Origin of the sequence: Flavobacterium aureirubrum, assembly GCF_038739835.1 — a bacterium.
GTDB classification, from domain to species: domain Bacteria; phylum Bacteroidota; class Bacteroidia; order Flavobacteriales; family Flavobacteriaceae; genus Flavobacterium; species Flavobacterium aureirubrum.
In genome coordinates, this window is the sequence record NZ_JBCGDO010000004.1 from 119,092 (window position 1) to 133,237 (window position 14,146).

Consider the following 14,146-nt stretch of genomic DNA (forward strand, 5'->3'; position numbering starts at 1 on the left):
ACTACTTATTAAACCTTTACTTGAGGTTTATCTACAAACAAACTCAACCATCCTGAAATTCTTCCTAAAAATTCAGTAAAAGCTTCCTTTCTTTTGTTTGTGGTAAATATATTGCTAAATCTTATTACTATCAAAAATAAAGAGATTGCATTCCATTTCAATTTAGCCTTCAAAGAAGGATTAGGATATTTTATGCGCCAAACATACCAACCGTTTCTAGTAACCATTTTACCATATTGATATTTATTTGGTCTACCTGATGGGTCATGAAAGTGAAACAATTGCGCTTTTGTGGTTATAACATTTTTACCAAATTGCTGTGCTCTTATACTGAAATCGGCATCTTCATAAAGTCCGTATCCTTCAAAATATGAAGAAAACCGAATGTTATCAAAAACAACTTTTCGAAATGAAAACGACATACCTATTAATAAATCAACTTCATAAATTTTATCGTTTAACGGAAATCCGCAAGTTCTTCCATGTGAAAAATCAGGCATTCTACCTGGACCTAAATTAGACTGTAATCCTAAAAAATTTCGCATGATATTTCTTGAACCTTCGGGATAAATGTAATCTTCAAATTCAAAATACTTGAGTTTATTGTAATTTTTATTGGGTATCTTTTTTGTCCAACGATTTTCATTGATAGCAATTCCTGCCACACCTGTAATCTCATTATTACTTTGATAAGTAGCAATGATTTCCTCAAAATACATTGGTTCTAAAACTGTATCGTCATCTAAAAAACAGATTACCTGTGCATCATGGGATACTTTAGAAATTCCAAAATTTCTTTGTTTGGTTAAACCTCTATCTTCCTTTGAAACTTGATAATAGGTTAAATTTACAAATGAATTTTCATTAACAATAGCTTTCGTGTCATCGTTAGTTGAACCATCGATAATCAAAATCTCGTTGGGGTAAAGTGTTTGTGATTTGACCGAATTTAGTAAATCCAATAAAGGATTTGGTCGCATATAAGTGCAAATTATCAGTGTAAAATTCATGTTATTCCTCATTCAATTTATTGGCCCAATATTGACTTCTTTTCCATTTTTGATTAAAAATTCGATAATATTTGAATGGATTTTTGAGAAAGTTGCTATTAATATTCTTTAAAAAAATCGTTAGTTTGTAACTTAGTATTTGCTCAGTAGAAAAATACATTTGTTTGTATAACATAACTGTAGGCGAAGGTTTTGGCTCGATGATGTCATTGTCCCATTTAAGTTTTGGTTTTGTTCTAAAACCTCCCATTGGTGCTTTTAGATGTAAAATGGTTAAAGTAGAAAGGTATAAAAAATCATAACCTCTATTTTTTAATTGCATGCCAAAATCTGCGTCTTCTCCGTAGCCAAATTCAAGAGCCATATTAAATTTTAATCCTTTTAAACATTCACTTTTTACAAATGCGTGACAAGTTCCAAAAGCTAGAAACTGTTTTGGAGATTGGACTACTATTTTTTCATTTGCTAAATGAATTGCCACCAGCAAAACTTCATTACCCGTTATTTGAAAACTATGCAGCACTTTTTCAATCAAATCGTTTTCAAATACAATATCGTCATCAGCAAAAAAAACGAACTCACTTTCTACCAATTCTAAAGCTATATTTCTTGCGTTGCATGCACCTGCTTGATGCGTGAAATGATGCTTAATTTTAAATGGCCAACTTAAATTATCAATATAATCAAGCTCAGAAGTAGCATTTGGCAATGGATTTTGTTCAACGATAATAACATTAGTCGGTAAATGGGTTTGAGCAGCTAAGTTGTTTAAAACATTTAATAAATAGGGTTTTCTGCCAATAGTTGGGATTAAAATATCTATCGTTCCTTTATCAATAATCTTTTTGTTTGAATTCAAAACGATACTATCAATGTACTCCGCTTTGAAACTTCTTTTTTTATAAAAAAGTGAAGTCAAGAAGGCGAAGAAAGGAAAACGTTTTTCATAAACTACTAAATTAAAAAACAAAAGAAATATCCATCTCATTCGGTAATGCTGTTTAGTAAACCTAAAGAGTTGGTTTAAACCAGATTGTTGTAAAGGTTGTACTGATGAAATATTTTTTAGTAGTCTTGGCTCAGAATAACATAACAAGCCAAAAATCATGGCTCTTTTAGCAAATGAATTAAGAAAATAGTCAAAGTTGCCTGTTGTTTGAAGGTCATTTCTACATGCATTTAAAACTGAAGCATGAACAGCGCCAACAACACAACTCATTTGCCAAGTAGCATAGCGAGCTGTTTTATTAACCTTAATAAAAGGAGTATCCTCAATATAACCCAATTCACGATTAAAATAATTTCCTAAAAAAGGAGCATATGAAAAAAGAAAACGCTTGTGATGAAACATATCCTCAATATGTTCAATATTCAAATCGTGCCTTAGGCTTTCATGACACCAAACTAAAATCTCATCGTCATTATTTGCAGCAATTGAAAGTAGTATCGAAGCAATATTTTGATTTTGTTGATTTACAAAATTGTCAATCGATGATGAAACTACTTCTGTTACTGTTGATTTATTGTGATAAATAATAATCATATTTCGCTTTGATTATTTTAAATTATAACCTGCAAAAGTGATAATTTCATTCCCTCTAAATCGCACTGTTTTGCAGGGATAATTTATCGCTTTAAAAAATTGTTCCACTTTTATATAAGTCATTTCTTTATTGACTATATGATAAGATGCAATAGCAAAATTTGGTTTCAATTCTTTTATAGTATTAACACAACCAGCAAGAGCTTCTATTTCTGCACCTTCAATATCCATTTTTATAAAATCGAGTTTGTCAATATTGTTTGCTGCAACCCAGCTATCAATAGTTACTGCTTGCTTCTTTACACAACTTTCAGCATCAGGTTTCCAAATGGCAGAAGAACCAACAGTGCCAGCTTCGTGAAAGTCAATTAATTCATTTTTGTCCCAAAGCAATACCTCTTCAATTTTGATATTGTCAGCCAAATCGGGATTTAAAACTATGTTGTGTTTAATTCTTTCAATATTGAATTTATCAGGTTCAAAGGCGAATATTTTTCCATTTTGACCTACTAGCTTTGAAAAAAAAATAGACAAGTGTCCACAATTAGCTCCAGCATCAATGACGATATCGCCAGTCTTCACTTTATAAAAATGTTGGTAATAATTAAAATCATCAACTATAGGATATAAAGCTTCCTTTGTATATAATGAAATAGCATTGAAAGTCGTTTTATAAACAATAAAACCATTTTTTTCAACCAATTCAAATGCTATATTTTTTGATTTGAACAAACTATAATAAAATAATTTTAGTTGCTCTTTTTGATTTCCTTTTGGAACAATTTTGCTGATAATCTTTTTTATAGCTTTTTTCATTGGAGTATATTTTTATAAAAATCAGCACTTTGTTTTGCGACCACTTCAATACTAAATTTCTGTGTTACTTTGGTTCTAGCTGCAATACCAAATTGATTTCTCAAATCCTCATTTTCAAGCAATTGCACTATTTTCTCAGCAAAACTTTCATGCGCAGTTGGATGCACCAAGAAACCATTGATCGAATCGTCAATAACCTCAGCTGCCCAACCTATGTTGGAAGCCACGATAGCTTTTTGCATCGCCATAGCTTCTATCCAAGAAACGGGCAAAGCCTCGGCAAATGTAGGAAAAACACAAACTGTAGCACTAGCAATCGAGTCTTTTATTTCCTGATATGATTTGCTGCCAAGATATAGTACATTGTTGATAGCATTTTTATCAAATAAAGGTTGCATCATTTTCCATGTGGAACTATTTCCTGTAATGATATCAGAGGCATCACGACCTAATAATACTAATTTTACTTTATTATTTCGTTTGTATACTTCATTAAAAATTAATGGTAATTCTAACGCGCCCTTTTTTCTGATTAATGTTCCAAAATACAATAGTACATTATCTTGAACAGGAACTGAATAATCGTTAGAAAATTTTGTTAAATCAATACTGTTTGGGATAATTGCAAAATCTTTTTTTAATTGAAATAATTGCTTTGTAAGAGAAGCAGTATAATGACTGACGGATAATAGGGCTGTTGATTTTTGTAACGCTAGTTTTTCGTGAAATTTATTCAAAAACTTAACAGGTCTTTTGTCTAAGTAACAAAAATAAGTATCAGAACCATTAAGCCTAATGACAAGAGGACATCTGGGTTGAATTCGTGATGTCATTCCTGTCCAATCTGGAGCTTCAACAATATCTAACTGATTTTTTTTAACTAATTGATTGATGAGTTTTTCTATTTTTTTTTGGGTCAAAAACCTCGAAAATCCTTTAAATTTAACATTCTTAATCCGATAAAAAACAATCTCATTTTCAGTAAAAACTTCATCATCTGATTGTCCGTAAACCAATATAAATACTTGATGTCCTGCACTTGTTAGTCCTTTAGATAAATTGAAAATACTAGTTCCAATTCCTCCAGACGAACCTGTTTTTGGATGTGGAAATTCAGGAGTTAGAAAAGCAATTTTCATTTAAAAAATAGTGTTATTAAAAATTACTGAATACCAATGATACAACTGTAAATTAAATTATGATAGTAAATTGAAATGATTATTCACCATGGTCTCTAGAGATAATTGTGCAACTTCAGGCCTTTTGATTAAGCCATTTTCAATTTTAATCTCTTTGTTTACAATACGAACTAAAATTTCTTTTAACTGCTGTATTTGACCGTCTTTATATAAAAAACCATTTTCAGTATCTTTTATAAAACCCAATACATTTCCTTGATTGTTAGTAATTACAGGCAAATTACATAATAAACCTTCAACCACAGAATAACAAAATGTTTCACCTTGCGAAGGATGAATTAAATAGTCATACTGGCAGTAAATCTCATGTAGATTTGTAACGCTTCCTTTAAAGTTAAAATAGTTTTCGAGCGAATAATCTTGTATCATTTTTTCTAATTCCGCCTGATAATAGCCGCTTCCATAAATGTCAATACTAAAAACAAGTTTCTTGTCTTTCACTAGTTCTTGTACCGCTTGAATTAAGTCCTGAATTCCCTTTTCTAATCTTAAATGCGAAGCGACCATAAACTTATATTTCAACTCAAAATCCTCTTTTCTTTTGAATTTTTTTATTTCTAAACCATTAAATATAGTAACGGCTTTTGTTTTAAGCTGCTGTCCAAAATCTTTTATGAGTTCATTTTTGGAATAATCAGATACACCTACAAACAAATCAATGTATTTGGAATACAAAAGACCTTTCAAATATTTCTTTATTTTAATATTTAAAGGATAACCACCTAATGGTCTGGGATTATGGTCAATGACGATAATTTTTGCTTGAGTTACCTGTTTAATTTTTTTAAATATCGGAATGCAAATTTCTAAAAAGTGAGTAATCACATGAGTGTAAACAGGCTTATTAGCTCGGCAGTACTCATAAAAAAAATGCTCCAAATTATTATTCTCAGCACTAAATAGTACAAACTCTTCATAACCATTATGTCGTGTAGCATTTGGAAAAAACCAATCTACTTGAATATTATTTTCATAGCATTTTTGGTTGAACATCCAAAAAAAATAGTCCATGCCGCCAATGCGTTCAGGCATCAATCGATAATCGCAAATGACAGCTATTTTTTTTGGTTTACTATCCATTGTAATAATTCATTTGCAATGCGTTTACCTGTTCCATTAATTGGCTTACTAATCTGTAAATCAACTAACTTTTTTCTGAAATTACTATCTAAATTGGGATTCAACAAATAGTCATTTATAGCTTGAATTAATTCTACATCAGTTGTAGCTACTTTAGTAGATTGGCTATTTATTAGCTTTTTAATATGAATGTAGTTAAGAAATCGCTGGTCATTGTATAGCTTATTTTCATCATTTCCAAAAACAGTGTTAATGACTGGTTTATCAAACACCATAAAGTCCAAGCTCATTGTGGAAAGCATATTAATATTAATCGTTGAATATTCGGTTAAGGCTCTTAAATCTGTTACATCTTCTGTAATAGGAACTCGCTGTGACCAGTCTTCTTGATGTCCTTCACGAGACAAGTCCCATTTAGGAAAATTCCATATAATAAAAGGATATAAAGCTGCAACCTGTTGAAATCGAATTGGGTTTTCAGCTGGTGATGTTCTCACTATAAAATTTACATCAGGCAAAAGCTTTTTGATGATGGCTTTAGCAATAGTTTCGATGTATAATTCGTCATTTTTGCTGGTAGAAATATCGCCACAACTAAAACACAACGTTTGTTTAGAGTTATCCAAACCAAACTTTTCATAAAATTTGTCTTTTGAAATCTTATACCGATCTAAAAAATAGGGTTCAAACTGAGGCGTACCAACTACATTTACTGCATCTGCGGTTACTGATTTGTAAAAATATAAAAGCTCTTCTTTCATCAAATTACTCCACACTAAGTAGTAGTCAAAGTTAGCGGCCATTCTGCCCTTTGAGGCTAAATTATCCCAACTAAAAATGAAGGTAGCTGTTTTTACTTTTAATTTTTGAGATACATAAATTAAAGGTGCAATAAAAGAAGGTCTTTGGTGTGTAACAAAAAGTAAATCAATATTTTCTTTAATTAAAATATCATAATACTCTTTTGTAACTGCATCATTTTTAAAGGAAAATTGTTGTAAACTCGTATACCATTGTATCCATTTTTCTGTATGAAATAAATGTGTCCAATAGAAAGCCATATAGGTTAAAAAAGCACGAACATTCTTGGTTTTTGGGTAATTGGCATTGAGATTATCTAAAATTCCAAAGTTGTCTTTTTTATGCAAATGCAAATGGGCTAACTCTTTTGTTTTCCTGAAAAGCCAAGTAGTGATCTTCTCTTTAAAGACAGTAAGCTCGATTACTTTTACATTACTGGGTAAATTTGTGTAAACAGTAGAAGGCAAACAAGAAAAAATGACTAATTCATCAAATGAGTGCGACGCTTCAATTAAGAAATCACTCATCATAAAATTCCTATATCCAACGCCATCTGTGATAACAATACCTAGTTTCATAATTTCGTAAATTTATGTAATTATTGTTTTAATGGCAACCCAAATTCTCTCCGAAGCTAATTTGGCCGGATGATGATTAATTACTTCAAACCATGCTTGGGCATTTTGAATGGTTTTAGAAGTAGAACCACATAGTAACTGTTCAAACTTATTTTCGATTTCATCGGGTGTATTTAACCAAATTACGGCGTTTTTAGATGGCATTGACCTAAAATGAATAAAATTATATATTTTTTTAACTGACCATTTGGGATAATCTTTATTGACAACTTCATAGTTTATAAAAGCGCAAGGTTTACTGAAAGCTACAAAATCAAATACCATTGAAGAGCCAAGGTTTACAACAAATTCAGAATGATAAATAGTATTCATCTGAACCTTTAAATCTTCTACTGTCGGTAATGCAGTATTCCAGGTTTCTCCAAATTTATGCCATTTTGGTTCTATACTGACTATTGTATCTTTATACTTGTCTAAAACATGTTGATACCTTTTAGAAAAATCTACTGGACATCGTCGAAAAATAATGCCTAGGTTATTCCCTTTACTATTTAATAATTCAACAGCCTTTACAACGTCTAATAAATACTGTGGATCATTGGGCGAAGTTGTTACATCATCACCCGAAAAACAAATATATCTTTTTGAGGCATCCAATCTATATTCTTTAAAGAAAATCTCTTTAGATACTAGTAATGAAGTCTCAAAATGAGGCTCAAACTGTGGTGTTCCTGTTATAAAAATTTGATTATCGTTGATATGAGGATAGTAGTAACGAAGTTCACTTTTCATTTGCTCACTCCAAACAAAATAAAAATCAGTTTCGATAATTTTTGTTCCTTTAGGTAAATTATCCCACGAAAAAATAAAAGTTGCTGTTGGTATTCCTAAATCTTGAGCCGCAAGTAGTGATGAAACAGCGCTTGTTATTCTTTGATTAGTACAAAATACAAGAGCTGGTTTTTGTTCCTGAAGCGTGGCTAAGCTATCAAAATATAATTTTGTTTTTCTTTCATAAGTAGTAATTTTATTCCGAAGTCGTGTAACGCCTTGCTTGGAATTATTCCAAAAAATAATCCAATATACTATTCCAACTTTAAAAATTTCTTTGCTGTTCTTTTTTGAAAAAGGAAATCGATAAGAATTGTAAATAGAATCTTTTGACTTTTTTATATTTTGACTTAACTCAATTTGTATAAGCGCTTTTTTATAAAAATCAGTCATTGGATGCGTTTTAGGATTGATAATCTTAACTTCTTTAAAGCCTAAAACAGATAAATCAAAAGGTGTTGCATTCCAATAAGTAATATCAAATTCATTTTCAATTCCTAAATTGTGAAAATTTGTAAAAGCAAAGTTGCGTAATCCGATACCATCAGGTAGAAGTATAAATATTTTCTTTTTATGCATTATTATTTTTGAATTAATTTCTCAAACATTCTTTTTTTTAAGCAAAAATAAAAGCAATTGAAATTTTAAAGTCTTCTATTTGGAAAAAATATTTTTAACTATTCTAAAAATATTTTTTTTAAAAGTTGATAATCAGAAATTAATATTTTTAAATTCCTTTTGATGGTTAATTTCCCAAATTTTAGTTGACAATAAAAAATTTAAAAACAACTCTGCGCTTTTCCCATTTCCAAAGTCATTTATAACTGGGCATGTTTTATGAAACGTTACCGAGTGTAATGCCTTAATAATATTGTCTTTGTTGTAATCCACATTAATAATATCTGCATTTAATGATCTATTCTGTTGACGAGTTCCAATATTAATTATTGGAATTCCGTAATAGGGTGCTTCCCGAATCCCAGCACTACTGTTTCCAATTATAAATTTTGCGTTTTTAAGTAACACTAAAAAATATTCAAATCGCAACGATGGAAATATTCTGAACTTAGGATTGTCTTTAATTTTCAGATAAGAATTAATTATATACCTGCTTCCTAAATCATTATTGGGAAATATGACAACAAAATTTTCATCAACATCTAATAAACTATCTACAAAATCTTCTGAATATTGTTTCATCTGATTTGCCTCTGTAGTAACAGGATGAAACATAACAATACCATATTGCTCAAAATTGATTTTATAGTATTCCTTTACGCTTTGTTTAGTTGGTAAAGTATTAGAAAACATAATATCAATATCTGGTGAGCCTATAGTATAAATTGATGATTTGACTTCTCCCATTTGAAGTAACCTTTTTTTTGCTTCTTGATTGGAAACAAAATGAATATGACTTAATTTAGTTACGCTATGACGGATTAATTCATCAACAGTTCCTGATAATTCACCTCCTTCAATATGAGCTACCAAAATATTGTTTAATGAACCCACAATAGCACCAGCTAACGTTTCTACTCTATCTCCGTGAATGACAATCAAATCGGGTTTTACCGTTTTGCAATAACTTGAAAAGCCTACGATTGTTTTTGCCAATGTCAAATCCATTGTAGTTTCGTGCGTGTGATTCTCAAAGGAATGAACATTTTTAAAATTACACCTTTCTATTTCAATCAAAGTATATCCGTATTCATTTTGTAAATGCATACCCGTCACAAATACAAAAACTTCAAATTTCTGATGATTATCAAGAATAGAAATTAATGATTTTATTTTACCAAAATCAGCACGAGTACCTGTAAGAAATAGAATTTTCTTCATTTATTCAAAATCTGTGAAATCTAATTGTTCGTCGTTTGCAATGTCACGAGTTGCCATCTTTCCTAGCAAATCATCAAAATGTTCTGCTAAAATTTTTCCAGTCCCGGGACGTTTTACCCAAATATTTTCTTTGGACAATTTTTCGCCTTTTTTGATGTTTGCAATTGAACAAACCGTTGCAAAAGCAAAATCTATGGTGACCTGTTCTTCTTTAGCAGGGCCTTTTTGACCGCCACGCATTTGCCAAATTTCATTGGAAGAAACTATCAATTCAGAACATGCTTTTTCATCCATACTGCATACAATATCCGGTCCGGTTCGTTGCATGTAATCGGTAAAATGACGTTCTAAAATACTCCCGCCAAGTGCAACAGCACCAAGGCAGGCATTATTATTAAGTGTATGATCAGACAAACCAAAAACCTTATCAGGAAACGCTTCGTGCAATTGTGTCATTGCTCCAAAACGAACCAAATGAATTGGCGTTGGATATAAATTGGTTGTGTGTAATAATGCAACAGGAATTTTATGTTTGTCAAAAATAGCAACTGCTTTTTGAACACTATCTATTGTATTCATTCCAGTACTTAAAATTACAGGTTTTCCAAAGCTACAAATGTGTTCTAACAATGGATAATTATTGCATTCACCAGAACCAATTTTATAGGCTGGAATATCAAACTTCTTTAATCTTTCGGCTGCAGCACGAGAGAAAGGTGTAGAAATAAAAATCATTCCTTTACTTTCAACATAATTTTTAAGTTCTAATTCTTCGGTTTCATTAAGCGAACAGCGTTCCATGATTTCATAAATAGAAACATCTGCATTTCCCGGAATAACTTTTTTGGCTGCACCGCTCATTTCATCTTCCACAATATGGGTTTGGTGTTTTACAACCTCTACTCCGGCACGATATGCAGCATCAACCATTTCTTTGGCAACAGTAATCGAACCTTCATGATTAATTCCGATTTCGGCAATTACTAATGGTGGAAAATCTAGTCCAATTTTTCTATCTGCTATTTCAATAAAAGGGTTCATTTTCGATTTAAGTTTTTGATTTTTTTAATAAATATTCAGCATAATCAAAATCTTCTTTTGTATCAATATCAACAGTAGAAAAAACATGATTTACTTGATATGGAAAAGCATTTCTGGTAATTATTTCATCATTCAAAATAGCTTTCGTTTTGGTAATATATAACAATCCGTTTTCGAAATAAATCGGTTCCAAATCCTGACTTCTTTGCCCGATTTCGTAGTTAAAAGGAATATACTCGCTACCAACTATTTTTCCAAATTTTTGATGATTCCTAGTAACTGTAAACAAACTATCGCAACTCTTATCAGTATAAACTTCAAAAGTTTCCTGCAATAAATTCTCCGGTCGTAAAGGATTTGTTGGTTGCAACAGAATTACACTTTCGATTTCTTTGTCATTTATGATTTCTAAACAATGTTTTAAGGCGCATACAGTTGGTTCAAAATCGCCCGCTAATTTGCTTGGTCTGTCGATAACTTTAGCACCGTATTGTATTGCGATTTCTTTTATTTTTGCATCATCTGTAGAAACATAAACGGCATCAATAATAGCTGCGTTTTTTTGAGCAAATATAATACTATGCACAATCAGTGGAATACCATCGAGAAGCAAAATATTTTTATTGGGAAGTCTTTTTGAACCACCACGTGCAGGAATTATAGCAACATTCTTCATTAGTAAAATTAGTGATTGTAAAAATAATCGTTTTTGTAGTTTTCTATGTGTTTTACCACATAATTTGCTGTCTTTTTTATTGGGCTTTATAAATCAATAATTTCTAATCATTTCTTTGGGTAATCCAGCCCAGCTCAAAAACAATCTTTTAGTCCATTTAATGCTAATCATTTTTTTAATGAGTTTATTTTTAAAAAAATAAGTTGTGTCACTAATTTTTTCTCTCTTTGCAAACTTTAATTGTTCTACGTTACTTGGCACTATACTTTTTGAGCTCATTTCCATCCATTCTTCATAAATATTACCCATATGGTAAGCATAATTATCCTGCGTGGTAAGACGCCAATAATCTTTTTGTAACGCTTTGTCATCAATATACTCTTCACCTATACCAGCTGCTTTTTTTCCTCCAATAAATGTTATTAGTTCTTCAAATATGTCCTTTTTATAAGTAGCTACAAAGTGACCAGAACCTATAAAGCATTTTACTTTTTTGTACTCCAAACCTAAGCCTAATTCTAGATAATCTTTATTTAATTTTCCCCAACCGATGCTTTCATAAAAATGAAGCATGGCTTCTTTATTTTTTACAGGAATAAACTTCAATCTTTTACTGAAAAAATTATCAAATATGGCATTGCCACCTTTATAAGTGTACATTCTGATTTGAGGAACGATACCTACTACACCTGCTTTTGGAATTTCACGAAATATTTTCATAGTTTCTGATTGCCAACTAGCAAGAAATAGAACATCAGCATCAGCAATAGTAACCAACTGAATATTGTTTCCAGATAATCCTTTAAAAACGGCATTTATTTTTCCAATGTTATCTGTATGTATCAGTTCGTTAATTTTCTTCTCTGCAAAAAGCTGGTCTAGGTACGTTAAAACAGTATCACAACTACCGTTATTTACAATGGTAATAAAAGTTTTACTATGAATAGTATTAAAAAGTGAATTCAAACATAATTTCAAAATTTTGAAAGAGTCTTTGAAATAATCGTCCTCATGTGGAATATATACGGGTATTATAATTTGATGTATAAAAAACGACTCTTGTTGATTTATCTCTTTATTTGGATTGCTGCCAATTCGCATTCTAAGTAATTTTTAAAAGATTATTATTTTTTAATTTACCGTATAATTCTTCTCGAGAAACCACAACATCTTTACTAGAAAATTCTTCAAAATTTACATTTTTGTCGGAATAAATATTGTGATAATGCATCATGTATAAGTTTAAATCACTATCAAGGTATGTTCGCGGTACTTCTTCTTTCGCAATCATTATTTCGTGAATTTTTTCTGAAATTCTAGGAACACCTAATGTATAGTTTAATCCAAACTCTTGTTTATAAATTTCAAACAAATCTACAACCTTAAAACTTGGTATGTTAGGGATGATATTAAAACCTGTAAAATTAAACGAACTTTCTATTAAATCTACTGCTTGTTCTACGTCAATCATGAAGCGGGTCATTTCAGGATCGTATAGTTTAATTTCATATTTATTTTTTATGGAATCTAAAATCAATGGAATAATACTTCCCGTAGAATTCAGTACATTACCATAAACAGCTGTTGTTAAATTTACTGAAGATTGTTCTGCATTGACGATGAATGCTTCTCCACCTATAAATTTCATGGCACCATATAAGGTAGTTGCCGCTCTACTTTTGTCGGATGAAATAAAACAGGCAGCTTTAAAGTTATTTTCTTCGGCTACTCTTCTTGAATTAAGTGCACCGTTAACAATGGTTCTTATTGCCATTTCAACATTTTGGTCCACGGCTTCAATTTGTTTTAATGAAGCAGCAAAAATACCATAGTCACAGCCTTGAGCGGCTCTTTTCATTAGTTCATAATCAGCCACATCTCCTATAACACATTTGATAGAAGGAAATTGTTTTTTTAGATAATAATGTTTTGCTTCATCTCTACTGTAAATTATGATGTCTGCTTTATTATAAAAGCGTTTGACAATTTCTCTTCCCAAAAATCCTGCGCCACCAGTAATAAATAATCTCATATTTTGTAATTTTTATAGCTTAAAAAAGTTTGATACAAATCAAATTCAAAAGCATTATTGAAAATTGGAATTTTATTTTGTAAAAATAAAACTTTATAATTTTGCAGTAGTAAATATACTTGCTCTACAGTGATTGAAGTATGATTAAAAGTATTTTCTTCAAAAGTTGCTACCTTTTCACATACTTGATTGATTGAAATTAGTTTAACCTGATTTGTATTGTATTGAACTAATAAATTATTCTGAAGATTATAACAAAAAGTGGCTACAAACGAGGTGTGATTGGGCTTTGCATAAGGACCAAAAACATTGGGTAATTTATAGGATGTAAACTTTTTGTTTACTGATAAACAGTAGTTTCTAAATAATTCTACTCCGAGCCTTTTTGATCTGCCATAAGCCGTATCGAGTTCTTGATGAATCGATGACATATAAACGACATTACATCTGATATTATTTGATGTCAAACAGTTAATTGTTTTGTGATCTAATTCAGAATTTAATTCAAATACTTTCTCTTCAATGGGATGACGATGAAGGCATGCCGCGTGAATGAGCCAGTCTAAATGTTTAATTTCAGATAAATTGTTTAAATAATCTCTAGACAACTCAATTACTTCATATTTTAAAATATGTCTAAAATAATGGGTTAAATGAATCCCGATAAAACCTTTTTCTCCAGTAATTGCAATTCTCATGT

The 14,146-nt window shown here is 30.7% G+C and carries 13 protein-coding genes; all 13 read right to left on the minus strand.

Going from position 1 to position 14,146, the window contains the following annotated elements; all coding sequences use genetic code 11:
* Nucleotides 1–8 precede the first annotated feature (8 nt).
* Nucleotides 9–1,010 carry a glycosyltransferase family 2 protein gene (locus tag WFZ85_RS05025; protein ID WP_342695185.1) on the minus strand — a complete coding sequence of 334 codons (1,002 nt, stop codon included), beginning with the start codon at nt 1,008–1,010 and terminating at the stop codon, nt 9–11.
* 1 nt (nt 1,011) lies between these two features.
* The gene (locus WFZ85_RS05030; protein WP_342695186.1) at nt 1,012–2,553 is read right to left on the minus strand and encodes a glycosyltransferase family 2 protein; all 1,542 of its coding nucleotides are present in this window, start codon (nt 2,551–2,553) and stop codon (nt 1,012–1,014) included.
* Between the two features lie 12 nt (nt 2,554–2,565).
* Entirely contained in the window at nt 2,566–3,369 is an 804-nt protein-coding gene (locus WFZ85_RS05035; protein ID WP_342695187.1) for an FkbM family methyltransferase, read from the minus strand.
* Nucleotides 3,366–4,508 carry a glycosyltransferase family 4 protein gene (locus tag WFZ85_RS05040; protein ID WP_342695188.1) on the minus strand — a complete coding sequence of 381 codons (1,143 nt, stop codon included), beginning with the start codon at nt 4,506–4,508 and terminating at the stop codon, nt 3,366–3,368. Before WFZ85_RS05040 ends, WFZ85_RS05035 begins: the two co-directional genes overlap by 4 nt.
* A 57-nt stretch (nt 4,509–4,565) precedes the next feature.
* On the minus strand, nt 4,566–5,648 hold the full coding sequence (locus WFZ85_RS05045) for a glycosyltransferase family 4 protein (protein WP_342695189.1): 1,083 nt from the start codon (nt 5,646–5,648) through the stop codon (nt 4,566–4,568).
* The gene (locus tag WFZ85_RS05050) at nt 5,624–7,027 is read right to left on the minus strand and encodes a hypothetical protein (RefSeq protein WP_342695190.1); all 1,404 of its coding nucleotides are present in this window, start codon (nt 7,025–7,027) and stop codon (nt 5,624–5,626) included. The genes WFZ85_RS05045 and WFZ85_RS05050 overlap by 25 nt, the downstream gene beginning before the upstream one ends.
* 12 nt (nt 7,028–7,039) lie before the next feature.
* The gene (locus WFZ85_RS05055) at nt 7,040–8,437 is read right to left on the minus strand and encodes a glycosyltransferase family protein (RefSeq protein ID WP_342695191.1); all 1,398 of its coding nucleotides are present in this window, start codon (nt 8,435–8,437) and stop codon (nt 7,040–7,042) included.
* 132 nt (nt 8,438–8,569) lie between these two features.
* The gene (gene neuC, locus WFZ85_RS05060) at nt 8,570–9,697 is read right to left on the minus strand and encodes a UDP-N-acetylglucosamine 2-epimerase (protein ID WP_342695192.1); all 1,128 of its coding nucleotides are present in this window, start codon (nt 9,695–9,697) and stop codon (nt 8,570–8,572) included.
* Nucleotides 9,698–10,738 carry an N-acetylneuraminate synthase family protein gene (locus tag WFZ85_RS05065; protein WP_342695193.1) on the minus strand — a complete coding sequence of 347 codons (1,041 nt, stop codon included), beginning with the start codon at nt 10,736–10,738 and terminating at the stop codon, nt 9,698–9,700.
* Nucleotides 10,739–10,745: 7 nt separating this feature from the next.
* Nucleotides 10,746–11,414, minus strand: coding sequence for an acylneuraminate cytidylyltransferase family protein (locus WFZ85_RS05070; protein WP_342695194.1), 669 nt, complete (start codon nt 11,412–11,414; stop codon nt 10,746–10,748).
* Between the two features lie 93 nt (nt 11,415–11,507).
* Nucleotides 11,508–12,515 (minus strand): glycosyltransferase family A protein, encoded by a 1,008-nt coding sequence (locus tag WFZ85_RS05075; protein ID WP_342695195.1) that lies wholly within the window; start codon nt 12,513–12,515, stop codon nt 11,508–11,510.
* 1 nt (nt 12,516) lies between these two features.
* Nucleotides 12,517–13,446, minus strand: coding sequence for a polysaccharide biosynthesis protein (locus WFZ85_RS05080; protein WP_342695196.1), 930 nt, complete (start codon nt 13,444–13,446; stop codon nt 12,517–12,519).
* Entirely contained in the window at nt 13,443–14,144 is a 702-nt protein-coding gene (locus tag WFZ85_RS05085) for an NAD-dependent epimerase/dehydratase family protein (RefSeq protein WP_342695197.1), read from the minus strand. Before WFZ85_RS05085 ends, WFZ85_RS05080 begins: the two co-directional genes overlap by 4 nt.
* Between the last annotated feature and the right edge of the window lie 2 nt (nt 14,145–14,146).

Excerpts from the sequence above, each read along its gene's own strand:
- WFZ85_RS05025 (WP_342695185.1), bottom strand. The coding sequence starts at position 1,010 with ATGAATTTTACACTGATAATTTGCACTTATATGCGACCAAATCCTTTA.
- WFZ85_RS05030 (WP_342695186.1), bottom strand. The coding sequence starts at position 2,553 with ATGATTATTATTTATCACAATAAATCAACAGTAACAGAAGTAGTTTCA.
- WFZ85_RS05035 (WP_342695187.1), bottom strand. The coding sequence starts at position 3,369 with ATGAAAAAAGCTATAAAAAAGATTATCAGCAAAATTGTTCCAAAAGGA.
- WFZ85_RS05040 (WP_342695188.1), bottom strand. The coding sequence starts at position 4,508 with ATGAAAATTGCTTTTCTAACTCCTGAATTTCCACATCCAAAAACAGGT.
- WFZ85_RS05045 (WP_342695189.1), bottom strand. The coding sequence starts at position 5,648 with ATGGATAGTAAACCAAAAAAAATAGCTGTCATTTGCGATTATCGATTG.
- WFZ85_RS05050 (WP_342695190.1), bottom strand. The coding sequence starts at position 7,027 with ATGAAACTAGGTATTGTTATCACAGATGGCGTTGGATATAGGAATTTT.
- WFZ85_RS05055 (WP_342695191.1), bottom strand. The coding sequence starts at position 8,437 with ATGCATAAAAAGAAAATATTTATACTTCTACCTGATGGTATCGGATTA.
- neuC (WP_342695192.1), bottom strand. The coding sequence starts at position 9,697 with ATGAAGAAAATTCTATTTCTTACAGGTACTCGTGCTGATTTTGGTAAA.
- WFZ85_RS05065 (WP_342695193.1), bottom strand. The coding sequence starts at position 10,738 with ATGAACCCTTTTATTGAAATAGCAGATAGAAAAATTGGACTAGATTTT.
- WFZ85_RS05070 (WP_342695194.1), bottom strand. The coding sequence starts at position 11,414 with ATGAAGAATGTTGCTATAATTCCTGCACGTGGTGGTTCAAAAAGACTT.
- WFZ85_RS05075 (WP_342695195.1), bottom strand. The coding sequence starts at position 12,515 with ATGCGAATTGGCAGCAATCCAAATAAAGAGATAAATCAACAAGAGTCG.
- WFZ85_RS05080 (WP_342695196.1), bottom strand. The coding sequence starts at position 13,446 with ATGAGATTATTTATTACTGGTGGCGCAGGATTTTTGGGAAGAGAAATT.
- WFZ85_RS05085 (WP_342695197.1), bottom strand. The coding sequence starts at position 14,144 with ATGAGAATTGCAATTACTGGAGAAAAAGGTTTTATCGGGATTCATTTA.